General features: G+C 64.2%; 20 protein-coding genes. 13 read left to right on the forward strand and 7 right to left on the reverse strand.

What is annotated here, in order from left to right; translation table 11 throughout:
- Positions 1-283: 283 nt before the first annotated feature.
- Positions 284-1,639, forward strand: coding sequence for an MATE family efflux transporter (locus tag KUL25_RS03035; RefSeq protein WP_257891578.1), 1,356 nt, complete (start codon positions 284-286; stop codon positions 1,637-1,639).
- 278 nt (positions 1,640-1,917) lie between these two features.
- On the opposite strand, the gene KUL25_RS03040 is transcribed toward KUL25_RS03035, so the two are convergent.
- Positions 1,918-3,321 carry a M20/M25/M40 family metallo-hydrolase gene (locus KUL25_RS03040; protein ID WP_427854384.1) on the reverse strand — a complete coding sequence of 468 codons (1,404 nt, stop codon included), beginning with the start codon at positions 3,319-3,321 and terminating at the stop codon, positions 1,918-1,920.
- Between the two features lie 210 nt (positions 3,322-3,531).
- Here KUL25_RS03040 and KUL25_RS03045 point away from each other — a divergent pair, with 210 nt between their 5' ends.
- From KUL25_RS03045 to ispG, 4 genes are all read left to right on the forward strand, one after another.
- The gene (locus tag KUL25_RS03045; protein WP_257891579.1) at positions 3,532-4,110 is read left to right on the forward strand and encodes a recombinase; all 579 of its coding nucleotides are present in this window, start codon (positions 3,532-3,534) and stop codon (positions 4,108-4,110) included.
- Positions 4,111-4,321: 211 nt separating this feature from the next.
- Positions 4,322-5,545: a 5-aminolevulinate synthase gene (hemA, locus tag KUL25_RS03050; protein ID WP_257891580.1), complete on the forward strand. Its 1,224-nt coding sequence runs from the start codon at positions 4,322-4,324 to the stop codon at positions 5,543-5,545.
- 336 nt (positions 5,546-5,881) lie between these two features.
- On the forward strand, positions 5,882-7,285 hold the full coding sequence (locus tag KUL25_RS03055) for a helix-turn-helix domain-containing protein (RefSeq protein WP_257891581.1): 1,404 nt from the start codon (positions 5,882-5,884) through the stop codon (positions 7,283-7,285).
- A gap of 196 nt (positions 7,286-7,481) precedes the next feature.
- The gene (gene ispG, locus KUL25_RS03060; RefSeq protein WP_257891582.1) at positions 7,482-8,615 is read left to right on the forward strand and encodes a flavodoxin-dependent (E)-4-hydroxy-3-methylbut-2-enyl-diphosphate synthase; all 1,134 of its coding nucleotides are present in this window, start codon (positions 7,482-7,484) and stop codon (positions 8,613-8,615) included.
- A 12-nt stretch (positions 8,616-8,627) separates the two neighbouring features.
- Here the strand turns inward: ispG and KUL25_RS03065 are convergent, their stop codons facing one another.
- Entirely contained in the window at positions 8,628-9,107 is a 480-nt protein-coding gene (locus tag KUL25_RS03065) for a hypothetical protein (RefSeq protein ID WP_257891583.1), read from the reverse strand.
- A gap of 73 nt (positions 9,108-9,180) precedes the next feature.
- Here KUL25_RS03065 and KUL25_RS03070 point away from each other — a divergent pair, with 73 nt between their 5' ends.
- The 3 genes from KUL25_RS03070 to KUL25_RS03080 all read left to right on the forward strand — a co-directional run bounded on the left by KUL25_RS03070 (position 9,181) and on the right by KUL25_RS03080 (position 13,400).
- Positions 9,181-10,584 carry an FAD-linked oxidase C-terminal domain-containing protein gene (locus tag KUL25_RS03070; protein ID WP_257891584.1) on the forward strand — a complete coding sequence of 468 codons (1,404 nt, stop codon included), beginning with the start codon at positions 9,181-9,183 and terminating at the stop codon, positions 10,582-10,584.
- Positions 10,584-11,303 (forward strand): VIT1/CCC1 transporter family protein, encoded by a 720-nt coding sequence (locus KUL25_RS03075; RefSeq protein WP_257891585.1) that lies wholly within the window; start codon positions 10,584-10,586, stop codon positions 11,301-11,303. Before KUL25_RS03070 ends, KUL25_RS03075 begins: the two co-directional genes overlap by 1 nt.
- Before the next feature lie 228 nt (positions 11,304-11,531).
- Positions 11,532-13,400: a polysaccharide biosynthesis protein gene (locus KUL25_RS03080; RefSeq protein ID WP_257891586.1), complete on the forward strand. Its 1,869-nt coding sequence runs from the start codon at positions 11,532-11,534 to the stop codon at positions 13,398-13,400.
- Between the two features lie 60 nt (positions 13,401-13,460).
- Here the strand turns inward: KUL25_RS03080 and KUL25_RS03085 are convergent, their stop codons facing one another.
- Positions 13,461-14,543: a Gfo/Idh/MocA family protein gene (locus KUL25_RS03085; RefSeq protein ID WP_257891587.1), complete on the reverse strand. Its 1,083-nt coding sequence runs from the start codon at positions 14,541-14,543 to the stop codon at positions 13,461-13,463.
- A 22-nt stretch (positions 14,544-14,565) separates the two neighbouring features.
- Complete coding sequence (locus KUL25_RS03090; RefSeq protein WP_257891588.1) at positions 14,566-15,288, reverse strand: GntR family transcriptional regulator; 723 nt, start codon at positions 15,286-15,288, stop codon at positions 14,566-14,568.
- A gap of 110 nt (positions 15,289-15,398) precedes the next feature.
- Between KUL25_RS03090 and KUL25_RS03095 the strand changes: the two genes are divergently transcribed.
- Both KUL25_RS03095 and KUL25_RS03100 read left to right on the forward strand, forming a co-directional pair.
- Positions 15,399-16,553 (forward strand): LLM class flavin-dependent oxidoreductase, encoded by a 1,155-nt coding sequence (locus KUL25_RS03095; protein ID WP_257891589.1) that lies wholly within the window; start codon positions 15,399-15,401, stop codon positions 16,551-16,553.
- Positions 16,550-17,440: an aldo/keto reductase gene (locus KUL25_RS03100; RefSeq protein WP_257891590.1), complete on the forward strand. Its 891-nt coding sequence runs from the start codon at positions 16,550-16,552 to the stop codon at positions 17,438-17,440. The genes KUL25_RS03095 and KUL25_RS03100 overlap by 4 nt, the downstream gene beginning before the upstream one ends.
- Before the next feature lie 65 nt (positions 17,441-17,505).
- Here KUL25_RS03100 and KUL25_RS03105 read toward each other — a convergent pair whose 3' ends face one another.
- The 3 genes from KUL25_RS03105 to KUL25_RS03115 are packed head-to-tail and all read right to left on the reverse strand — an operon-like array spanning position 17,506 to position 20,827.
- A complete protein-coding gene (locus tag KUL25_RS03105) occupies positions 17,506-18,453 on the reverse strand; it encodes a glucokinase (protein WP_257891591.1) in 948 nt (315 codons plus the stop codon).
- Between the two features lie 19 nt (positions 18,454-18,472).
- Positions 18,473-19,774 (reverse strand): GH1 family beta-glucosidase, encoded by a 1,302-nt coding sequence (locus KUL25_RS03110; protein WP_257891592.1) that lies wholly within the window; start codon positions 19,772-19,774, stop codon positions 18,473-18,475.
- 18 nt (positions 19,775-19,792) lie between these two features.
- Positions 19,793-20,827 (reverse strand): substrate-binding domain-containing protein, encoded by a 1,035-nt coding sequence (locus KUL25_RS03115; RefSeq protein WP_257891593.1) that lies wholly within the window; start codon positions 20,825-20,827, stop codon positions 19,793-19,795.
- 274 nt (positions 20,828-21,101) lie between these two features.
- Here KUL25_RS03115 and KUL25_RS03120 point away from each other — a divergent pair, with 274 nt between their 5' ends.
- From KUL25_RS03120 to KUL25_RS03130, 3 genes are all read left to right on the forward strand, one after another.
- Positions 21,102-22,451, forward strand: coding sequence for an ABC transporter substrate-binding protein (locus tag KUL25_RS03120; protein ID WP_257891594.1), 1,350 nt, complete (start codon positions 21,102-21,104; stop codon positions 22,449-22,451).
- A 195-nt stretch (positions 22,452-22,646) separates the two neighbouring features.
- A complete protein-coding gene (locus tag KUL25_RS03125) occupies positions 22,647-23,624 on the forward strand; it encodes a carbohydrate ABC transporter permease (protein ID WP_257891595.1) in 978 nt (325 codons plus the stop codon).
- Position 23,625: 1 nt separating this feature from the next.
- A complete protein-coding gene (locus KUL25_RS03130; RefSeq protein ID WP_257891596.1) occupies positions 23,626-24,846 on the forward strand; it encodes a carbohydrate ABC transporter permease in 1,221 nt (406 codons plus the stop codon).
- Positions 24,847-24,866 lie beyond the last annotated feature (20 nt).

Raw genomic sequence — 24,866 nt, forward strand, 5'->3', positions numbered from 1 at the left:
GAGGCCAATGGCCCAGACGTGCAGAGGCCACAGGCCCAGACGTGTGGCGTGATGCGAGGGCGGGCCTTCAGGTCGCGCAGCGTCCTGAAGGCCCGCCCCCCGGCGACGGGGCACAGGCGCCCGAAGGGCGTCTGGGACCCGGCGCAATCCCGGCGCAATCCCGGTCAGGTTCCGGACAGAGCCGTGACAAGGCCATGACAGGGCCGCGACAGAGCCGTTACGGCGACTTCACCGAGCGCGGCAGTCTCTTGCCCCGGCGCCGCGCGGGCCCTATGGCCGATCCATGACGTTCGCAGATCATATCCGCGCCACGCTGAAGCTTGGCCTTCCCCTGATCGGGGGACAGTTGGCGCAGGTCTTCATTGGCGTCACCGATACGGTGATGACCGGCTGGTATGGCGTGGAGGAACTGGCCGCCGTGGCCATTGGCTCCTCGTATTTCCACCTGATCCTGATCCTGGGCATGGGGTTCGGACTTGCCGTCATGCCCATGGTCGCCTCTGCCGCCGCGGGCGATGATGCGGCGCAGGTGCGCCGGGTCACGCGGATGGGGCTTTGGATCTCGTTGATTTTCGCCGCCTGCGTCATGCCGCTTTTCTGGTTCTCAGAGGCGCTGCTGCTTCTGGCCGGGCAAACGCCGCAGGTCTCGGCCGATGCGCAAACCTACCTGCGGATCGCGGGGTGGGCGATCTGGCCGGGGGTCCTGCTTGTGGTGCTACGCTCGCATTTGAGCGCGCTGGAGCGGCCCAACATCGTTCTGTGGGCCTGGGTCGGCGGCGTGGTGCTGAATGCGGGCGTGAACTGGGTGCTGATCTTCGGCAATCTCGGCGCGCCGGAGTTGGGGATCGCGGGGGCGGCGGCTGCCTCGGTCTTCACGCACCTGCTGATCTTTGCCATCCTCGCCCTTTACGCCGCCCGCGCCGAAGGATTGCGCGATTACGCGCTTTTCACACGCTTCTGGCGCCCGGATTGGGAGGCCATGGCCCAGGTTTTCCGCCTTGGATGGCCCATCGCCGTGACGCTACTGTCCGAGGCTGGGCTGTTCATGGCCACGATGATCATGATGGGCTGGATCGGCACGCTGGAGCTGGCGGCCCATGGGATCGCGCTGCAAATCATCTCGGTTACCTTCATGGTGCACATCGGCCTCAGCTCGGCCGCGACCGTGCGCGTGGGCCGCCGCTGGAGCCATAACGACGCGCTTGGCCTGCGCCGATCGGCCCTTGCGGCGCTGCTTCTGTCGGGCCTGATGGTTGCGGCGACCATCGTGCTGCTGATCGCTTTCGCCGAACCGCTGGTGGGCCTCTTCGTGGATCCCGCCGATCCGCTCAAGCCCCGGATCGTCGCCATCGGCGCGAGCCTTCTGATCGTGGCGTGCTTCTTTCAACTGGTCGATGCGGCACAAGTCATGGCGCTGGGCCTTTTGCGGGGCGCCCAGGATACCAGTGTCCCGATGGTCTACGCCTTCATCAGCTATTGGATCATCGGCGTGCCGCTTGCCTACATCCTGGGCTTTCCGCTGGGGTGGGAGGGCGAGGGGATCTGGGCCGGGCTCGCCATCGGCCTGGCCGTTGCGGGCCTCGTTCTCGTCGTGCGGTTCTGGCGCATTGCCAAACGGCTGGACCTCGGTCCCGCCTGAACACGTGAAACCGCCATCGCCCGGAGGCCTGCCGCGTGCGCCCTTGGCACGGTCCGGAGCCTCCGGCGGGGATATTTGAGGAACGGGGAATGGGGGAGGTCAGCCCCCGGTCGTCCGAGGGCCTTCCCCGTTCACGGCCATCGGCGTCCCCGCCTGTACCGCGTCTTCAGATTATCCAACGCTGGTTAACAAAGCGTTACGTGCCATCTTCCCCGTTCTCCAAATATCCGGGGGGGGTGGGGGGCTGGCCCCCCATGGCGCGCCATCAGCCACCGGGATCAGCCCTCGGCCAATCCACCCAACACCCGCACCCAGGATCGGATACCCCGGTGGAAGCTTTCCACATTATACTTTTCGTTGGGCGAGTGGATCGCGTCGTCGTCGTTGCCGAAGCCCGCCAGAACGGAATCCATCCCCAATACCGTCTTGAAATACCCCGCCACGGGGATCGAGCCGCCGCACCCGATGTAGGCCGCCTCCTTGGGCCATTCATCGCTCAGCGCCTGCCTGGTCATCTCGAAGATCGGATGGCTCGTGTCCATCTGACCGGCGGGTGAGGCGCCGTGGCCGGTGAAGCTGACCGAACAATCGGGCGGCATCTGCGCCTGCACCCAATCGCGGAAGTTTTCGCGCAGCCGCAATGGGTCTTGCCCCGCCACCAACCGGAAAGAGATCTTGGCGTGGGCCTCGCTTGGCAGAACGGTCTTGAAACCCGCGCCCGTGTAGCCGCCCCAGATGCCGTTGACCTCGGCCGTGGGGCGTGACCAGATCATCTCCAACCCGGTCCGACCCGCTTCGCCGGCCGGATGGCTCAGGCCGACCGGTCCCAGGAACGCCTCTGCGTTGAAGCCCAGGGCGTCCCAGCTGTCGCGCAAGTCGTCCGGGATGTCGGGCACGCCATCGTAAAAGCCCGGCACCGTCACCGCGCCCGTGTCATCGTGCAATCCCGCCAGCACCTTGGACAGCACCCGGATCGGGTTCATCGCGATCCCCCCGAACATGCCGGAGTGCAGGTCTATGGACGGCCCCGTCACGGTAATTTCCTCCTGCAACATGCCGCGCAGTTGTGTGACGATGGCGGGCACGCCCGACGCGAATAGGCCCGTGTCGCAGATAAAGGCGACCTCTGCTTTCAACTCGTCCGCATGGGCCTCCAGGAACGGCACCAACGAGGGCGATCCGCTTTCCTCTTCTCCCTCCAGGAAGATCGTGATCTTCGCGGGCAGCTTGCCCGTCACGGCTTTCCAGGCGCGGCAGGCCTCGACGAAGGTCATCAACTGGCCCTTGTCGTCCGCTGCGCCACGACCGCGGATGACCTTTTTACCGTTCTGCTCTTCGATCGCCGGGTCGAAGGGGTCCCGGTGCCACAGCTCCAGCGGATCGACGGGTTGCACATCATAATGCCCGTAGAACAGCACATGGGGCCCCTCATCGGGGCCATGGGCCACGACCATCGGATGGCCCGTCGTCTCGCGCACCGAGGCGTCGAACCCAAGGCTGGCCAGATCTTCCGCCAGCATATGCGCGGCGCGGGCGACATCGGCGTCATAAGCCGGATCTGTCGAGATCGAGGGCACGCGCAGAAGGGTCATCAGGCGCGCCATCGCAGCGTCGAGGTCGGCATCGACGTGGTCCAGGACCTTATCGAGGGACGTGGCGGACTTGTCAGACATGTCAGACATGGGGGGAGGGCTCCTGTCGGTGAATGGCGTTTTGCGCATCTTGAAGGGGCGGGCAGGGCGGTGCAACGCGAATGCGCATGCCCCCCTCGACCCCCACGGCCATTCAACAAGGCCGCCTCGCTGCTTCGTGATCGGGCGTGATTTCCCATCGACGCCTGCCGCGCATTAGCGTCCGCATACCACGGGACACAAAACAACAGGGACATCACCATGAATAGCCGCCTTCTACTTTCTGCCGCTGCGATTGCGCTTTCGGCCACCGCTGCGCAGGCCCAGGACTGCACGTTCGAGGCCGACATCGCGGACTTCACGCAGGAACAGATCGACGCGCTCTACGACTGCGTGCGCGATGAATTGCCCGCCGCCTATGGCGCAGGCGACGACGCGGTCGCGGCTGTCTACCGCGAATGGCAGGCTGCCGCGACCGGCCCCGCCGCGCCGGGCTTCCATGGCGGGCGGTTCCTCAACACCTTCGTCAATGAGGTGGGCCATGCCGAGTACATCCGTTACGAGGGCGACGATGAGGCCTTCGAGATGCCCGTCGGCACCGTCATCGCCAAGGAATCCTACACCCTGCGTGACGGCGCGCCGCGCATTGGGCCGCTGTTCATCATGACCCGCGTGGCCACGGACCAAAGCCCCGAGACCGACGGCTGGGTCTATTCCGCCGTCCAGCCCAACGGCAATCCCATGGGCATCCAGCAAAGCTTTTGCCACGATTGCCACGGCGGGTTTTCCTTCTCTGACAGCCTTGGCTACCCGGCCTTCGACGTGCGCCTCGGCCAATAGGCGGCGGGCGCACCCTGACCCTCGCGGCACGTCGCGGGGGCGATTTTCCGTTTTGGGGGGCGGAATTGACTCAGATCAAAGCTTCCATCGCGGCAAAATGTAGCTTGGCCTAAACGGTCTTCGGACCATATGTCAGGCCAACGCGGGAATCGTCCTGCACAAAGCCATCGATCTGAGGGGGCCACCGCGCGCCCCGTAAGGGAGACCGCCAGTGAACTACGACACCGCGCTCGACGCAGCCATCGGCAAGCTGCACGAGGAAGGCCGCTACCGCACATTCATCGACATCGAGCGCAAGCGCGGTCAGTTCCCCCATGCGGTCTGGACCCGGCCCGACGGCTCGGAGCAAGAGATCACGGTGTGGTGCGGCAACGACTATCTTGGCATGGGCCAGCACCCGGTTGTGCTGGCGGCGATGCACGAGGCGCTGGAAGCGACGGGCGCAGGCTCGGGCGGGACGCGGAACATCTCGGGCACGACGGTCTATCACAAGGCGCTGGAGGCAGAGCTGTGCGACCTGCACAACAAGGAGGCCGCGTTGGTCTTCACCTCGGCCTATATCGCCAATGACGCAACGCTGTCGACGCTGCCCAAGCTGTTTCCCGGCCTGATCATCTATTCCGACGCGCTGAACCATGCCTCCATGATCGAGGGGGTGCGCCGCAACGGCGGTGCCAAGCGCATCTTCCGCCATAACGACGTGGCCCACCTGCGCGAGTTGCTGGAGGCCGACGATCCGGCCGCGCCCAAGCTGATTGCGTTTGAATCGATCTATTCGATGGACGGCGATTTCGGCCCGATCAAAGAGCTTTGTGACCTGGCCGACGAATTCGGCGCGCTGACCTACCTTGATGAAGTCCACGCCGTCGGCCTTTACGGCCCGCGCGGGGCAGGGGTGGCCGAGCGTGATGGCCTGATGGACCGAGTCGACATCATCAACGGCACGCTTGGCAAGGCCTACGGCGTGCACGGCGGCTATATCGCGGCCAGCGCCAAGATGTGTGACGCGGTACGCAGCTACGCGCCCGGCTTCATCTTCACGACCTCCATTCCGCCCGCCGTGGCGGCGGGGGCTGCGGCCTCTGTCCGGCATCTGAAGACGGATCAGGCCCTGCGTGATCTGCATCAGGAACGCGCGGCGGTGCTGAAGTTGCGCCTGAAGGTCATGGGCTTTCCGGTGATCGATCATGGGTCGCACATCGTGCCCGTGATGGTGGGCAATCCGGTGCACACCAAAGCCATTTCCGACGCCCTTCTGGCGGATTTCGGCATCTACTGTCAGCCGATCAACTACCCCACCGTGCCCCGCGGGACCGAGCGTTTGCGCTTCACCCCCTCACCGGTGCACGACATGGGCATGATCGACGGGCTGGTCCGCGCGATGGACGGTCTATGGTCCCATTGCGCGTTGAACAGGCAGGAACTGGCGGGCTGACGCTCCTAAATCCTGCGCGCCAGTGATTTTGCCGCATCTCCGTCGGCTTCTTCTAGTCCCTTAAAATGCAATGGAAATGATGCGCGCAAACCCGCCGACACCCCTAATTTGCCGTGCTTGCGGGGTGCATTCGTGCAACGTCCCATGATAGCAGGGTCAAAAGGTTGCGGTTATCCTTTGGGAATCATGCCATATGGGGTAACATCTAGGGACACTTGGGCGCTCGACCACTAGGCATGGTGGGCTAGCCATAGAATCGGGGCAGGCCGCATGGGCCAGGACAACGGTCAGTATTGGGACCATGAGGCAACGGGTCAGGCGGACGTGTCTGAAGCCATGTCTCAAGACGTTTCCGCCGCGCCGGGCAACGCCGCCGTTCCCGCCTTCGATGGCTATGACCTGCTTGATGTCCCCCTTGGCGATCTGATGCGCGGAGAACGCGCAACCCTCGGCAAATCGCTCCTTGATGTGGAGCGGGAGCTGCGCATTCGCGCCACCTATATTGCAGCCATCGAAAACGGCGATGTCGGCGCGTTCCAGTCGCAGGGCTTTATCGCGGGCTACGTCCGGTCTTACGCGCGGTATCTGGGGATCGATCCGGAATGGACCTTCCGCCGCTTTTGCGACGAAACGGGCTTTCGCGGCATCCACGGTGGCGCCAACAATCAGGCCTCCGAGGTCAAGCGTCAGGTCTCCAGCGCGCCGCGCCGGATGGACCCGAACGAGGTGATGTCATCCTCGCGCATCTCTTACGCGCCCACCCGCGACAGCCTGTTTTCGCGGATCGAGCCGGGTGCGCTGGGCTCCTTTGCCGTCTTGGTCGTGCTGGCCGTCGGCATCGGCTACGGGGCCTGGGCGATCCTGAACGACATCCAGCGCCTGCAAATCGCCCCCATCGATGAAGCCCCTGCCGTGCCCTTGGCACAGCTTGACCCGCTGGTGGGGGTCGAGACCGGGACAGGGGCCTTCGGGGCCGATCAGTCCTTCGATATCGCCATGCCCGGCCCCGAGGCGGGCAACACGCTCTATCGTCCGCAAGCCCTTGAAGCGCCGGTGCTGACCCCGCGCGACGGCGCGCTGGCCAGTTTGAACCCCGATGAGGTTGGCACGCTTGCCGGTGGCACCGCCCGGCCCGCCACGGGCACCGACGTGATCGCCAGCGCCGATCCGGCCACAGCCGCGGCAGAGGGCACGGTGCGGGTCACCGCAGGCCGCGCCGATGAGGTGATGATTTTCGCCACCCGTCCCACCTGGGTGCGCGTGACCTCTGCCGATGGGGCCACGATCTATGAGGCGACCTTGAACGCGGGCGACAGCTACGTGGTCCCCACGACCGATTCCGCGCCGCGTCTGCGCTCGGGCAATGCGGGCTCACTTTACTTTGCGGTCAACGGTGTGGCCCTTGGCCCCGCAGGCCCCGGTGCCACCATCGTGCGCGATGTGGAATTGTCCGCCGATGCCGTCACCGCCACCTACCAGATCGCCGATACGCAGGCCGATCCAGACCTGACCCAGGTCGCCTCGCTGATGTTCGATGCCACTACCGTGCCCGATGTCGCCCCCGTCGTGCCGCAAGCGCCCGTGACCGCCTACAATCCCACGGACCCCGCGCCGCAACCGCTGGGGCTGTTCCCCGAGATCCCCGCCGATGTGGCCGCCGCAATCACCGCCAGCAACGCGCTGCCTGTCACCGTGCAGACGCCCACCGCCAGCGACCCGCGCCCGCAACAGCGCCCCTAATGCACTGGGGCCACATTCCCGATCCCAGCCATCCCTGGCGCGCCGTTCCCCCGTTCATCTTGCCAAATACAACTCAATCCGACGCGACCATCCCGCGCAGGCGTCGGGGTCTTTTTGCCCCACCGCGCCCGCGCGCCGTTGTCCAGTCCGCCTGACAGGTCTATCTTGAGCCGCAAGCAGCGCAAAAAGGCTTCCCATGTCCCACAATCCGATCCGCCCGTGGCGTAATATCGACCGCCGGAAATCCCGCCAGATCATGGTGGGCAACGTCCCCGTGGGCGGCGACGCGCCGATTTCTGTGCAGACGATGACGAACACGCTGACCACCGACGCGAAGGCCACGATCAAGCAGGTGATCGCGGCGGCCGAGGCGGGGGCCGATATCGTCCGCGTTTCTGTCCCCGACGCCGAAAGCGCCCGCGCGATGCACGAGATCTGCCGCGAAAGCCCGGTGCCGATCGTGGCCGACATCCATTTCCACTACAAACGCGGGATCGAAGCGGCCGAGGCGGGCGCGGCCTGCCTGCGGATCAATCCGGGCAACATCGGCGATGCGAGCCGCGTGAAGGAAGTGGTGCGCGCCGCGCGCGACAACAATTGCTCCATCCGCATCGGCGTGAACGCGGGCAGCCTGGAAAAGCACCTGCTGGAAAAATACGGCGAGCCGTGCCCCGACGCGATGGTGGAATCCGGCATGCATCACATCAAGCTGTTGGAAGACAACGACTTTCACGAGTTCAAGATCTCGATGAAAGCCTCGGACATCTTCATGACGGCGGCCGCTTATCAGCAATTGGCCGAGCAGACCGACGCGCCCTTTCACATGGGCATCACCGAGGCGGGCGGTTTTGTGGGCGGCACGGTGAAATCCGCCATCGGCCTTGGTAATCTGCTCTGGGCCGGTATCGGGGACACGATGCGGGTGTCGCTGTCCGCCGACCCGGTGGAAGAGGTCAAGATCGGGTTCGAGATCCTCAAATCCCTGGGCCTGCGCCACCGGGGCGTGAACATCATCTCTTGCCCGTCCTGTGCGCGGCAGGGCTTTGACGTGATCAAGACAGTAGAAAAGCTGGAGCAGCGGCTGGAGCATATCAAGACGCCCATGTCCCTGTCGATCATCGGTTGTGTCGTCAACGGCCCCGGCGAGGCGCTGATGACCGACGTGGGCTTCACCGGCGGCGGCGCGGGCAGCGGAATGGTCTACCTGGCGGGCAAGCAGAGCCACAAGCTAAGCAATGACCAGATGGTCGATCACATCGTCGAACAGGTGGAAAAGAAGGCCGCAGAGCTTGAGGCCGAGCGCATCGCGGCGGAGAAGGCGGCGCAATAGGCCCCGCGCCCCTCAGATCCCCGCGAACCCGGTCGTTGCCAAGTGATGCAGGCGCCTTTGGCGGTGCGCGAACAGGGCCCGCGCGAAAGCCGCGACCAGGGCCGTTTTCCAGCCCGCCTCGATTTCCACCCGGTCGGTATAGCGCGTGCGACCCGTCCCATCCGCTATGGCGGTCAGGCGGTGGTCCCATCGCGCGATCAGTGCGGCGTGCCCGTTGTCTCGCATCAGGAATTGTCCCTCCGGGCAGGGGGGGAAGGATATGTTGATGACCTGTCGCCCCGGGGGAAGAACACCAAGGAACCGAACCTGTACCGCGTAGGCGCCCGGACCAAAGCGGTCGGGCCAGGCGGGGGGATGGATCAAGCGGAACCGAAGGATCGGCGCACAGACCGCCTGCATCAGGCCGGGCCGCGTCATGGCATCGCGTACCGCGACCAAGGGGGCGGGCAGTGTGATGGATCGCTCCATCACTGCGACGTTTCTACCGTCCATGCATCCTCCACTGGTCTCCGAGAACCGCGCTGCCTATGATCGGGTGCAATGGACGTACGGGGGAGACGACAAGATGGCGCTACTCGCTGATCTACCGCGCAATGAGGATGGCATCGCCACGGCCCTTGCCGTTTTGACACAAGCCTATGGTCCCCGCGTGGAGACCGGGCAATCCCTGCGCGAACAGCACGGCCATACGACCACCTGGCTGCGCAACCAGCCGCCCGATGCGGTGATTTTCCCGCAAAGCACTGAAGAAGTGCAGGACATCGTCCGCATCTGCGCCACGCACCGGGTGCCGATCATTCCGTTTGGCACCGGCACCTCGCTGGAGGGGCACGTGAACGCGCCCGCGGGGGGAATATCCCTTGATTTCAGCCAGATGGACGCGATCCTTGCGGTCCATGCCGAAGATATGGACGTGGTGATCCAGCCCGGTGTGACGCGCAAGGCGCTAAACACCCACCTGCGCGACACGGGGCTGTTCTTCCCGATCGATCCCGGTGCCGATGCCTCGCTTGGGGGCATGGCGGCGACGCGGGCCAGCGGCACCTGTGCGGTGCGCTACGGCACCATGAAGGACAATGTGTTGGCCCTGAAGGCGGTGTTGCCCTCGGGCGAGGTGGTGAATACGGCGGCACGGGCGCGCAAGACCAGCGCGGGCTATGATTTGACGCGGCTGATGGTCGGCTCCGAAGGGACGCTTGGCCTGATCACCGAATTGACCCTGAAGTTGCAGGGCATCCCCGAGGCGACCTCGGCGGCGACGTGTTCTTTCCCCACGGTCGAGGATGCCTGCAACGCGGTCATCGCGTGTTTTCAATACGGCGTCCCCGTTGCGCGGATCGAACTGCTCAACGCGCTGCAAGTGCGCGCGTGTAACTCCTATTCCAAGCTGACCCTTCCCGAGACGCCCCTGTTATTGCTGGAATTCCACGGCTCCGACACCGGCGTGACCGAACAGGCAGAGGCCTTTGGCGAGCTCGCGGCGGATCACGGCGGCACAGGATTCACCTTCACCACCCGCGAGGAAGACCGCACCAGGCTGTGGCAGGCACGCCACGATGCCTATTGGGCGGCCCTGCAACTGCGCCCGGGGGCCCAGGGGATTTCCACCGATGTCTGCGTGCCGCTGTCACGCCTTGCCGATTGCGTCGCACAGACCGAAGCGAAACTGGCCGAGTTGGACCTGAAAGCGCCCATCGTGGGCCATGTGGGCGACGGTAATTTCCACACGCTGCTGCTGGTCGACATGGAAAACCCCTCCGAGATCGCGCGCGCCGAAGGCTATGTCGGCTGGCTTGCCGATCTGGCGATTTCGATGGACGGCACCTGCACCGGCGAACATGGGATCGGGCAGGGCAAGGCGAAGTACCTGGAACGGGAACTGGGTGCCGGTGCCATGGCAATGATGGCCGCGATCAAGCGCGGCATAGACCCCGACAACATTTTCAACCCTGGAAAGATGAACCTCTGATGGCGCGTCCTGAATCCTCTAGCGTCCCCTCCGCCCATATCGAGCCGCACCTGTCGGGCCGCTCGGGGTGGCTGCGCGCGGCCGTGATGGGGGCCAACGATGGCATCCTGTCGACCGCCTCGCTGTTGGCGGGGGTGGCGGCGGGCTCGGGGGATCGGGCGACGATCATCCTGGCGGGTATTGCCGGGGTGGCAGCCGGGGCGCTGAGCATGGCGGCAGGGGAATATGTCTCGGTCTCCAGCCAGGCCGACGTCGAGAAGGCCGATATCGAACGCGAGCGATCCGAACTTGCCACCAACCCCGAGGCCGAACTGGCCGAATTGACGGCGATCTATGAAGAGCGGGGCTTGCAGCCGGAACTGGCCGCCCGCGTCGCCACGGAACTGACCGAGGTAGATGCGCTGACGGCCCATTTGCGCGACGAGATCGGGCTGACCGATCTGTCGCCGCCGCGCCCGGTGCAAGCGGCTGTCGTGTCGGCCATGACGTTTGCGGCGGGGGCGGCGGTGCCATTGGCGGTGGCCTGGGTCGCGCCGCTGACCAGCGTGGTGCCGTGGGTGGCCGTGGCCACGCTGATTGCTTTGGGCTCGCTGGGGGCGCTGGGGGCTCAGGCCGGTGGCGCCCCGCGTGGGCGTGCGGCGGCGCGCGTGATGATCTGGGGGGCGTTGGCGATGGCGGCGACCACGGCAATCGGCGCCCTGGTGGGTCAGGCGGTCTGAACCACCCTGCCGCGATGTCGGCGAAATGCCGCTCAAAACGCCGCCGTCGGGGCATTCAATACCCTTGCGGGAATATTTGACAGGGGCCATCAGGTAGAATAGCCGCAGCATAGAAATATGCATTAACCAAACCTTAATGATTTTTAGTCGAACTTTAATTTATTGGTTCCAAAATTGAGCGTGCAGGGCCCTGCCTTCCGGCAATGCGCACGCCGTTCGGAGGTCGCGATGAGCCTGAAGTCCATGACGCGTCGGCAAAAGAAGTTCATGTTTTTGGCGTTCGACTGTGCCTTGGTGCCCATCGCTCTGTATTTGGCATTCGCGCTCCGTTTCGGCACCGGGTTGCCGCTGGAACAGGCAATAAGCTCTTTGCCACTTTTCGTGGTGATGACGTTATTCGGGCCACTCTTGATCGTGGCGTTCCGCCTGCCGTGGATCAAATTGACGGCGCTCGACATTTCCGAGTTGTCGCGCATCGCGGCGGCGTCGGCGGTGTTCGGCGTGGCGGCCATGGCTGCCAGCTATTTGCTCAGCCTCGGCGCGCCCCGGTCCGTTCCGATCATCTTCGCCGCCCTGTTCTTCGGCCTGTCGGTCGTGGGGCGCACCCTTCTTTACCTGCTGTTGCAACGTCCTTGGCGCAAGGTCGCGGGCGTGCCGGTGGCAATCTATGGGGCAGGGGCGGCGGGCATTCAATTGGCCTCGGCGCTGCGCCAAAGCGCAGAGGTGCATCCCGTCATCTTCGTTGACGACAACCCTTCGCTGCGGGGCTTGATCATCTCGGGCCTGACGGTGGCCGCCCCGGCGCGGTTGCGCCAGATGGTCGAGCAGGGCCAAGTCGAGCGGATCCTGGTGGCGATGCCGTCGCTGCCGAAACCGAAGCTGGATAAGGTGCTGGCCGGGTTGGCCGAATTGCCCTGCGAGGTGCAGGTCCTGCCCTCCTACGTGGATCTGATCTCGGGGAAAGGGGCCGGGCTAAAGACCGTGTCGCTAGATGCACTTCTGGGGCGCGACAAGGTCGCCTTGGATGTGCCGGAAATCGCCAAGGCTTATGCCGGGCGGTCGGTCATGGTGACGGGGGCAGGCGGGTCCATCGGGTCCGAGCTGTGCCGCCAGTTGCTTGAATGCAAGCCTGCGCGCATCGTTTTCTTTGAACGATCCGAGCTGGCGCTGTACCAGATCGATCGCGAATTGCGTGCCGCCGCTTTGGCGCGCGGCATCGATGTGACGGCGCGCTTGGGTTCGGTCACGGATGCACGCCGGGTCAAGGATGTGATGGCCCAGGAGGCGGTGGAAATCGTGCTTCACGCCGCCGCTTACAAGCACGTGCCGCTGGTCGAAGAGAATGAGTTGGAGGGCGCGCGCAACAATACCCTCGGGACCCAGACGGTCGCCGCCGCCGCCGAGGCCGCGGGGTGTGAGCGGTTCATCCTTGTCTCAACCGACAAGGCGGTGTGGCCGACGAATATCATGGGCGCGACCAAGCGCATGGCCGAACTGGTCATTCAGGACATGGCCTCCCGGCCCACGAATACGCGCTTTTCCATGGTGCGCTTCGGCAATGTTCTGGGCTCGTCCGGGTCCGTGCTGCCGCTGTTCCAGGACCAGATCCGTGCCGGCGGGCCTGTGACCGTCACCCATGGCGAGGTGACGCGGTTCTTCATGACCATCCCCGAGGCTGCGCGCCTCGTGCTGCTGGCAGGCGCCTTTTCCAAGGGCGGCGATGTCTTCGTGCTGGATATGGGCAAACCGATGCGCATCCTTGATATCGCCAAGCGCATGATCGAGATGTCTGGCTCGGTGGTGCAGGAAAAACCCGATGGTCCCGGCATCGCGATCGAGATCAGTGGCCTGCGCCCCGGTGAAAAGCTTTATGAAGAGCTGTTGATCGACGAGGGCTCCATGGTTGCCACGCCCCACGAGAAGATCCTGCGCGCCGAGGAGGATTGCCAGAGCCAGATCGAGGTGGCCGGGATGATGAAAGAGCTGCGCACCGCGATCGACACCAGCGACACGGCCCGCGTCCGCAAGGCGGTGGAGGGCTTCGTCAAGGGCTACCACGTGCCCCTGAAGGACGGCACCGGGCCCACCACCGGCTAGGGGCGCCAGGGGCCGGCCCCAAGGCGGGGACGTGTCCCGCCACGGGCAAGGCTTTGGGCTCTACAGAGTCACGGCCTGACCCGTCCGAGCACTTTCCTGCGCGGCCATGCCCATGCGCACCGCCGCCGCGCCGTCCCCAAGCGTTACCTGCGGGCGGGCCTGCCCCCGCACCACCTTCAGAAACTGCACATGCTGATAGTAGGTCGACCCGTGGTGATCCCCCGCCGTCAGCAGATCCTTGTCCACCGGCGTCTCGTGGACGACACGGCCCGTGGTGGGCATGCGGGGGCTGACGATGACCTTGGGCATCGGCGCGGGTCCAATGTCATGGTTCCAGAAGCGCGTGGGGCCGGGTACGCGGGCCTCGATCTTGCCGCGCGGGCCGACGGCGCTGATCTCTTCCTGGTACTCGCTGCCCTCGGCGAACATGCACAGCTCCAGCATCGCGCGGGCACCGCCCGCGAAATCCACGATGACATAGCCGTTGTCCCAGATGTCCGGAGTCTCGCCGCCATAGGATTCGTTAAGATGATTAACCGATTGCCCGGCGCTGGCCATCACGCGCACCGGCTCGTCCTCTAGAATCAACCGCATGAGGTCGAAGAAGTGGCAACATTTCTCCACCAACGTGCCGCCGGAGTTGCGGTTGAACCGGTTCCAATCGCCGACCTTTTCCAGGAACGGAAACCGATGTTCGCGGATCGTCAGCATCTTGATCCCGCCCGTGGCCTCCGCCACCATCTCGCGGAATTTGGCGATGGGCGGCATGAAGCGGTATTCCATCGCGACCCAAATCGGCGCGGCGTAGCCCTCCAGCGCGGCAATCTCGGCGGCGTCGGCGGGTGCTGTGTAAAGCGGCTTTTCACACAGGATCGGCAGCGCGCGCGTCGCCGCGATCTGCTTGAGTTGCCCCACATGGCAATGGTTCGGCGAGGCGATGACCAGCGCGTCCAGATCATCGCGCGCCAACAGCGCGTCGAGGCTGTCACACCGAACGGCATCCGGCACCAGCGCGGCACTTTTCGCGGCCATCGGATCATCGGGCTCGAAAAACGCGGTCACGGCGCACTCCGCCAGAAGCGCGATGTTGCGGATGTGCTCCTGGCCCATCATGCCCGCCCCGATCAGGCCGTATCTTGTCATGTCGTCTGTCCCTTGTTGGCCGTCATGGCACCTTGGAGAAATATTGCGCGCGCGCCGGGTCGAACCATGTCCACGACGCCTCGCAGGGCAGCCCATGCTGGTCATAGGCGCGCCGTTCGATAAAGCCCACTTGCGTGCCCGGCGCCAGACCCAACTCCGGCGGCGTCCAATCGGGCAGGGGGGCCGCGCTGATCACGTCCTCGGCGTGCTGGATATGCAGGTGCAGCCGCTCCGCGTAGGTCCGGTAGAGCGATTCCGAGACGGTGCGCGCGTTCAACCCATTGTCGTCGTGCCAGCGCAGGTCCAGCCAGATTTCTTCCACCGCAACAGGCCAGTCGGCCAGAAACCGCAGCCGCCGCATCCGAATGCCGGTGTCGAACGTACGCCCGATATTGGGCAGCCCCTCGGGCTTCGCGGTCTTCTTGATGTCCAACAGCCGCGCCGTGGGAAGGCCGCCGCCGATGTCTTTCAACTCCAGCCGGAACAGCGCGTAGGTCCCGATGTTCTTGCCGCCGCCCAGTACGTAATTGCCCGACCCCTGCCGCCGTTCGATCAGCCCACGCTCGACCAGCAGCTTCAGCGCCTTGCGCAGGGTGGCGACGGCCACGCCCCGCTCGGCCGCCATGGTGCGTTCGGGGGGCAGCTTCTCTCCGGGCGACAAGCGCCCGCCGCCGATGTCGATTGTCAGCGCCTCGGCGATGCGCAGATACGTTGGAAGCGCGCCGGTGGTGGTGGGCTCGGTCATGACGCCCTCCCGTGCGCGGTCCGAAATTGATATACCATTGATATACCCTCCTTGGATTGCTACGCCTTGGTCCAAGGGCGGTCAAGCTTGAACGAAATGGGAGGCGACGCATGACGGTTGTTCCGGTCACATCGGCAGATCTGGACGCGGCGGAGGTCAGCTGGTTCTCGGCGCTCTGCTCGGACGATTACGAGTTCCTGGGCGTGCCTGACGGGCGCTTACGGTCGTCGTGGGGTCATTGCAGCGGTCTGGTGAAGGAGGCCGAGGCGCAGGGCTTCCGAAACATCCTGTGCCCTTCGTCTTATCAGGTCGGCCAGGACACCCTGTCATTCGTCGCGGGCTGCGCGCCAATCACCAGCAAAATCAACATGTTGGCCGCCGTGCGCTGCGGCGAGATGCAGCCGATCATGCTGGCACGCACGATCGCAACCCTCGACCACATGCTGGAGGGTCGTTTAACGGTCAACATCATCTCCAGCGATTTTCCGGGGGAGAAGGCCGATAGTGGATACCGCTACCAGCGTTCCCGGGAGGTGGTTGAAATCCTCAAGCAGGCCTGGACCCAGGATGAGATTAACTACACCGGTGAAGTCTATGACTTCAAAGGATTAACCACAGACCCAGCCAAACCCTATCAGACCGGCGGGCCGCTGCTTTATTTCGGCGGTTACTCCCCTGCGGCGCTGGAGCTGTGCGGCCAACATTGCGATGTCTACCTGATGTGGCCCGAGCCGAAAGAGGCGCTGGCACAGAGGATGAAGGACGTCCACCAAGTCGCTGAAAAATATGGTAGAACACTGGACTACGGCCTGCGCGTCCACATGATCGTGCGCGATACCGAGGCCGAGGCGCGGGAATATGCAGAGCACCTGACCTCCAAGCTTGATGACGAATACGGGCAGTTGATCCGCGAACGCGCGCTCGATAGCGGCTCCCTTGGTGTCTCACACCAAGCCAAGGCCCGCGAATTGGCCGATAAATTCGGCTACGTAGAGCCGCATTTGTGGACTGGCATTGGCCGTGCGCGGTCTGGCTGCGGGGCGGCTTTGGTGGGCTCTGCCGATCAGGTCCTGTCCCAGATCGAAGACTACACGAAGATGGGCATCCGCGCCTTCATCTTCTCGGGCTATCCCCATATGGATGAGTGCAAGCACTTCGGACGTTTGGTCATGCCCGAGTTGAAAACATGTTCATTGCCAGAGGCTTACGGGCGCGTCCCCGCCTCGGCACCAGCGACGCCCTTGGGCGTGGGAGAAAGACGATGAAGCGCGTTAATGTAGGCGGGATAGACATGTCCCGTATTGTGTACGGCATGTGGCGTCTGGGCGATGACGAGGACACCTCGCCCGCCCACGTGCAGGCGAAGGTGGAGGCCTGCCTGGCGCAAGGCATCACCACGATGGATCAGGCCGACATTTATGGCGGCTACGCGGCGGAAGAACTTTTGGGCAACGCCCTGAAGGCCGCCCCCGCGCTGCGCGACCAGATCGAGATCGTGACGAAGTGCGATATCGTGGCACCCATCGGAATGCATACCGACAAGCGGGTGAAATACTACGATACCAGCGCGGAATATTTCTCAACGTCGGTCGATAGGTCATTGAAATTGATGAATATTGACGTGATCGATTTGCTGCTGATCCATCGGCCTGATCCGCTCATGGATCATGCGGAAACGGGCGCGTGTCTGGACAAGTTGGTGGCGTCGGGCAAGGTGCGGGCGGTTGGCGTATCAAACTTCCGGCCCTGGGATTGGGACCTGCTGCAATCCGCGATGCAGACCCCGCTGGCCACCAACCAGATCGAGGCCTCGGTCCTGTTTCATACGCCGTTCACCAACGGCGACGTGGCGTTCCACCAGCGCCAAGGGCAGCCGATCATGGCGTGGTCGCCGCTGGCGGGAGGGGCCTTGTTCGGGAACGAGGGCGCGGCGGTTCGTGCCGTGCTGGAGCGGATCGGCGCGGACCATGGTGTCGGTGCGGATGCCGTTGCCGTGGCGTGGCTATTGCGTCACCCGGCCCAGATCCTGCCGGTGATGGGCACAAATAACCTGAGCCGTATCAGCGGCTTGTCGGACGCTCTTAAAGTCACGCTGGACCGTCAGGACTGGTATGAGATCTACACCGCCGCCCTTGGTCACGAGGTCGCCTGAAGCTGCGAGGACGGTGTTCGCCCGACAGGCGAAAACCGGAGGAGGGAGCGGCCGGAAAAGGGGCGTCAGCCCCGGGCCAGATGGCTCGCGCACCCGGTCAGCGCCGCATAGTCGTCGCTGACGACCGACACGCCGAACTGCTCCATGAAGGTCGAGAATCGGCCCTTGGAGCGGAACGCCTCCACGAACCCGAACTGATCCAGATAGGGCGCGAAGGCGCGGGTCACGCCACCGACAAGGAAAACGCCGCCGAACGGCAGGTGCGACAACGCCAGGTTGCCAGCGACGTCGCCCAGGACTTTCACAAACAAGGCGCCCGTGTCGCAGGCCAGGGCCTCCCCGTCGCCAATGCGCGCCAGAACATCGGCGGGATCGACCTTTTCCCCGTGAAGCGCCGCATGCAGATGGCTGACGCCGCGCCCGGACAGGACCTCTTCCACGGACGGGTAGCCGCCGGAATCCGACAGGTTTTCCAGCAGTGGATGCAGCTCGATGATCGAGGTCGGAAGGCTCACATGGCCGGCCTCTGACGGCGGCACGAAGCGCCCTGCCGCCGTGTCGAACACCGGACAGGCGTTAAAGCCGGTGCCAAGCCCGATGACCAGTTTTGCGGCGAGTTCCGCGGCGGGGGGCTGCGGCAAGACCTCTGTCAGATCCGCCGCCGCGATGTTGCCGATCGCGTGGCCTTGGGCCTGAAGGTCGTTGAGGACGGCGACCCGTTCCGCACTCAGCGCGTCGGCGAGAACTGCCTTGTCGATGCGCCAGTCGAGGTTCGTCAGCGTGCCCACACCGTCGTGCACAGGCCCCGCCATGGCGACGCAAGCCCCTGTAATCCAGGTATCATCCTGGCCGCTGTCGGCCAGGAATTGCGCAATGACCGAGCCGATGCCGTCGAAATCCGCGTTGCGATACCGGCGCACGCTGTCCACCCGCACCGTGGCGGCATTGGCCAGGGCCACGCGCGTGTTGGTGCCACCGATATCGGCGACCAGCGAGAGGGCTGCGGGGACCATGTTCAATTCCTTAACGGTGTTAACGCCACCAGTCGGCTAGTGCGTGATAGGACGCTTTGGGCGTCCTTGCCAAGGTCTCGAAGTCCACATGGACAAGGCCGAAGCGTTTCTCGTAGCCCAGGGCCCATTCGTAATTGTCCATCAGCGACCAGACATAATAGCCCGCGACGGGCGCGCCCTCGGCGACGGCGGCCTGCACGCTGCGCAGGTGATCGGTGAGGTAGGAGATGCGGTCCGGGTCGGGCGTGGTGGCGGATGCCATGCCGTTTTCCGTCACGTATAGCGGCAGGTCGCCGGTGTATTCGCGAGCGGTCCGGGTCAGGAAATTCTTCAACCCATCGGGATAAATCTCCCACTCCATGTCGGTCAGGGAGCCTTGGGGCGGGGCGTAGGCGTAGGCGGGCCAGGGCTCGTCCACAGCGCTGATCCGTTTGCGGGTGTAGTAGTTCAGGCCGACCCAATCGAGCGGCGACTGGATCGTGGCGAAGTCGTCCTGCCAGCCGTGGGGCAGGTGGGGGGCCAGCCCGTCCAGCACCTCTTCCGGGTAGGCGCCCTTGAACAACCCGCCCAGGAAGAAGCGGTTGTAGATCGCGTCGTAGTGGGCGCAGGCGGCGGCATCCGCCGCGCTGTCCGAGGCGGGCGTCGCCCATTCGAAATTGCACACGGCGCCCAGGTTCTTCACCCCCAGGGCTTTCATCGCCTGAATGCTGCGCCCATGGCTCAGCAGGACGTGGTGCATGGCGCGGGCGGTGGCGCGGATGTCGCGCAGCCCGGGCGCGTGGTGCCCCTCGAAATGCGACAGCCAACTGACGCACCACGGCTCGTTGATGGGGGCGGCGGACCATGTCCGGTCGCCGATGCGGCCCATGATGGCTTCGGTGTAATCGGCGAACCAGTTCGGCATGTCGGCGTTGCGCCACCCGCCCTGATCGGCCAGCGGTTGCGGCAATTCCCAATGATAAAGCGTCACGGCGGGATCGATCCCGCGCGCAAGCAGCCCGTCGACCAGGCGGTCGTAGAAGTCCAGCCCTTCGGCGTTCACCGGGCCGCGCCCTTCGGGCATCACCCGCGCCCAGGAGGTTGAAAAGCGGTACACATCCGCGCCCAGGCCTTTGATCAGGTCAAGATCCTCGTCCATGCGGTCGTAGTGATCGCAGGCCAAAGCGCCGTCTTCGAACCGCACGACGTTGCCGGGCGTTGCGGCGAAACTGTCCCAGTGGGTCAGGCCCGCGCCGCCCTTTGCGTGGCCCTCGATCTGGTAGGCAGAGGTCGCGACCCCGAAGCGGAAGCCCTTGGGGAAGTCGGAGCGTTTGAAGTCCATTGAATATCCTTAACGGCGTTAACTTGGTGCGGGTCCGGTGGATCGGCCCAGGGTCAGGTCGGTTTCCCAAAGCTCCTGGATGGGGGGCTGGTCGGGGTCATCGATCAGCGACAGCAGGATCTCGGCACAGCGCCGCCCCGCCGCACGGATGGAGGACCGAGTGGCAGTGAAGGCGGGCCCTTCGGGCGCGTTGATACCGTCGTTATCGAGGTAGCTGAGCACATCGTCGTGGCAGATGATCGAGACGTCGCGACCGGTGCGCAGGCCGCGCTCTCCGGCGGCGCGGCGCACGCCGATGGCGGGAATGATCGACGACACCACGAAAGCGGTGGGCGCGTCGTCCCGGTCCAGCAGGGCGCAGGCGGTGCGGTAGCCATATTGTTCGGTCATCACCTCGGCGTGCATGAATTCCGGGTGCACGGCGGCCCCGCGTGCGGCCATCGCTTCTTCAAAGCCACGGCGGCGGCGCAGGGCGAAGTCAAGGTTCTCTTGCCCATTGAGCAGGGCGATTCGGCGGTGCCCAAGGTCCAGCAGCAGGTCCGTCGCGCGCCGGAACGCGCGCACGTTGGCGACGTCGAGCCAGCTGTACCCCTCGGGTGCAGCGGTGCGGCCATGAACCAGAAACGGCAGACCCAATTCTTGCAGAAGGGGCACGCGCGGGTCGTCAAGCGTGGGGGCCTGCACCATCACCGCATCGACGGAGGCATTGGCCGCCATCTGGCGATAGGCGGCCTCGGCGCCCTCCACGGGGACCATCGACAACAGCAGGTCATATCCCTCGCGGGCGTAGACTTCGCCCGCGCCTGCGATGAAGTCGGCGAAGATCGGGTTCACCAATTCTTCGCGTCCATTCAAGACCATAACGTGGCCGATGGACATGGCGCGGCCCGTCGCCAGGCGGCGCGCACGGGCATTGGGCAAGTAGTTTGCCGCCTTCGCCGCCTCCTGCACGCGCAGGCGCGTGGCTTCCCGAACTTCGGGATAGCCGTTGAGGGCACGGCTGACGGTCGTCTGGCTGAGTCCGAGGGACTCGGACAATTCCCGGAGGTTCATCGTGGAAGAGTTCCAAAGCGCTTAAGTTGTCCGCGAAAGTTATGCAAAGGGCGGCGGTGATGTCAAAGGGTCAATTTTTGCGCGAGTAAAGAAAATAGGTTAAATTCAAGTGTCTTATGCGAATCTTCACAGATGGATTGACAGCGGGCGTCGCATGGGCAAGGGTGCCGCCACCCCAAAGCGCTTTGGAAGACGCGCGCCGGGCCCTGATACGAGACTGCCGTGGCACGACGCCTTTGGCCCCTGCGCGCGGCGAATGACTGGGAGGTCACCAATGAAGAAGATTTATCTGGCCAGCGCCGCGGCGCTGGCTTTGTCCGCTAGTGGCGCATTGGCCGATGGCCACATCGCGCACATCTTTCCTGTGGGCGAGGGCGATTTCAACTGGGACAGCTACACCGCCTATGCCGATGCCTTCGACCTTAGCGGTCAAGAGCTGACGATCACCGGCCCCTGGACGGGCGCGGACGCGGAACTGGTGAACTCGGTCCTCGATTATTTCGAAAGCGCGACGGGTGCTACGGTGCAATATTCCGGCTCCGACAACTTCGAGCAGGACATCGTGATCGCGACGCAGGCGGGCTCTGCCCCCAACATCGCCGTTTTCCCGCAGCCCGGCCTGATGACGGACCTCGCCTCGCGCGGCGCCCTGACGCCGCTGGCGCCTGAGACTGCCGACTGGATCCGTGCCAACTATGCCGCCGGTGACAGCTGGGTGTCGCTGGGGACCGCAGTGGGGGCAGATGGCACCGAAGGCCTCTACGGCTTCTTCTACAAAGTCGATCTGAAATCGCTGGTCTGGTACTCGCCCGAGGCGTTTGACGAAGCCGGCTATGACATCCCCGAGACGATGGAAGACCTTCTGGCGCTCAACGATCAGATTGTGGCCGATGGCGCGACACCGTGGTGCATCGGTCTGGGATCGGGCGGCGCGACGGGCTGGCCCGCGACCGATTGGGTCGAGGACATCATGCTGCGCACCCAATCGCCCGAGGTCTATGACGCCTGGGTCTCCAACGAGATCCCGTTCAACGCCCCTGAAGTGATCAACGCGATCGAGACTTTCGGCGTGTTCGCCCGCAACGGCGACTATGTGAACGGCGGCGTGGAAGCCGTGTCCGCCACCGACTTCCGCGAAAGCCCCCTGGGCCTCTTCACCTTCCCGGCCGAGTGCTACATGCACCGTCAGGCGTCGTTCATCCCGACGTTCTTCCCCGAAGATGCAGACGCCGATTTCTTCTACTTCCCCGCGTTCGAAGGTGAAGATCTGGGCTCTCCGGTTCTGGGCGCAGGCACCTTGTTCGGCATCACGCAGGACAGTGAGGCCGCTCAAGCCTTCATGGCGTTCCTGCAAACGGAAATCAGCCACGAAGTGTGGATGGCGCAATCCGGCTTCCTGACACCGCATAGCGGTGTGAACTCCGAGCTGTTCGCCTCGGACACCCTGCGTCAGATGAACGACATCCTGCTGGGGGCCACGACCTTCCGCTTCGATGCGTCCGACCTGATGCCGTCCGAGATCGGTCAGGGCATCTTCTGGTCCGGCATGGTCGACTATGTGGGCGGCGAAGACGCTGCCTCCGTGGCGGGCCGCATCCAGGACCGTTGGGCTGAAATCCAGTAAGCCTCTGATCTGAAACAGCCGCCCCTCCGTCTCGGACGGGGGGGCGGACCCCGGGCCAAGGCCCGGTCTGCAATGAAGGTCTCGGGCCAAGGCCCGGATTGCGATGAAGACCCCGGGCCAAGGCCCGGATTGCGGGCGGGCGGCTACCGAAGCGCGTCACCGGCCAAACATAGCACTCGGGGGGAGGGCGCGCGCATGTCGCCAGTTCTACAAGGCATCATCACCATCGTCGTCGGTGTCGGCGGGTGTGTGGGCTACTTCTACTTCGCCAACCTGTTCCTCGATAAGGTGCTGTTCCCCGCCAAGGGGACCAATGCGGGCCGTAATATCAACCGCGCGAACATGATCCGCCCCTGGGTGTTCCTGTTCCCCGCGATCTTCGCCCTTGGCCTTTACCTGATGTACCCCGTCGTGGGCTCGTTCTTCCGGTCGATGTACGACCGCGCGGGCACCGAGTTCGTGGGCGCGGGCAACTACGTGCGCCTGTTCAACAACCCCGATTTCCGGCAGGCCTTCCTCAACAACATCCTCTGGGCGCTCGTGGTGCCTGCGGTCACGACCTTCATGGGCCTGCTGATCGCGCAACTCACCGACCGCCTGAAGTGGGGCAATATCGCCAAATCGATCATCTTCATGCCGATGGCGATCTCCTTCGTGGGGGCCTCGCTGATCTGGAAATTCGTCTACGCGCAAGACCCGGACCTTGGCATCATCAACGCCATCGCAACCAGCTTTGGCGCTGATCCGGTCGATCCGCTGCAAATCCCGTTTTGGAACAACTTCCTTCTGATGGTGATCCTGATCTGGATCCAGACCGGCTTTTCCATGGTGATCCTGTCCGCCGCCCTGCGCGGTGTGCCCGAGGAAACCATCGAGGCCGCGATCATCGACGGCGCCAACCCGTTCCAGGTGTTCTTCAAGATCAAGGTGCCGCAGATCATCGGCACCATCGTCGTGGTCTGGACCACGATCACCATCCTCGTCCTGAAGGTCTTCGACATCGTCTACACGATGACCGGGGGCAACTACGGCACCGAGATCCTGCCGTCCTTCATGATGGATTTCATGTTCCGCGATGACGGGCAGGCGACTGCCGTGGCCTTCGTGATCATGCTGGTGGTTCTGCCGGTGATGATCTGGAACATCGTACAAGCCCGCAAGGAGATGCGTTGATATGGATAATATTGCAGGGCGCAAGTCTGGCCTCTCCATCGTCACCAACGTCGCCGTCTTCATCATCGTGATCTTGTGGCTGATCCCGACCGTGGGTCTTTTCGTGTCCTCGTTTCGGGACCGCGACCAGATCAGCGTCTCGGGCTGGTGGGAGGCGCCGTTCTCGGTGGAGCTGACGTACCGCACAAGGGCCGACGACACGCCGACGCGCGACGGTGATCTTTACGTGGCCCAAGGCAATATCTTCGAGACCGGAGAGGTGCAGGATCAATTCACCTCGGGCGCGAATTCCATCGCCGCCTTCGGTCTGGTCGGGCGCGAACCGGGGGCCTATGCCGCCGGGGAAACCGTCGACAACCGCGACGGCGGGACGGTCGTGGTCAATGCCGATGGCAGCTATGTCTATACCTCGCCCGAGCCGATCGATGAACGGGGCCCAAGGCTCTATTTTCTGGCCGAAAGCCCACCCGATTTCACCATGGACAACTATGCCCAGGTCCTGACCGGTCTGGACGAGGATGAGCGCGCGCAAGAGATCGCTTCGGGCGCGACATTCGGAGATCTTCTGTTCGAAGAGGCGGGGATTTTCCGCAACTTCATCAACACGCTGACCGTGACGATCCCGGCCACGATCATCCCGATCCTGATCGCGGCCTTCGCGGCCTATGCCTTGGCGTGGATGGACTTTCCGGGCCGTGGTTTCCTGATCGCCTGTGTCGTGGGCCTTCTGGTGGTGCCGCTGCAACTGGCGTTGGTGCCGCTGCTGAACCTGCACAACCAGATCGGCATCGGGCAATCGTTCCTGGGGATATGGCTGGCCCATACCGGGTTCGGCCTGCCGCTGGCGATTTACCTGCTGCGCAACTACATGGTCGGCCTGCCGCGCGACATCATCGAATCCGCCAAGGTCGACGGCGCGACAGACTTCCAGATCTTCACCAAGATCATCCTGCCGCTGTCCTTCCCGGCGCTGGCCTCTTTTGCGATCTTCCAGTTCCTGTGGACCTGGAATGACCTGCTGGTGGCCAAGGTCTTCCTGCCCTCGACCGGGGACGCGCAGGTGATGACCGTGAAGATCGCCGACGATCTTCTGGGCTCACGCGGGGGGGACTGGGGCATTCTTGCGACGGCGGCCTTCGTTTCCATCGCGATCCCGCTGATCGTCTTCTTCTCCATGCAACGCTACCTCGTGCGCGGCCTTCTGGCCGGGTCCGTGAAGTAAATCTCAAGCACAGAGTTCTT

The organism is Gymnodinialimonas phycosphaerae (genome assembly GCF_019195455.1).
Taxonomy (GTDB): Bacteria; Pseudomonadota; Alphaproteobacteria; order Rhodobacterales; family Rhodobacteraceae; genus Gymnodinialimonas; species Gymnodinialimonas phycosphaerae.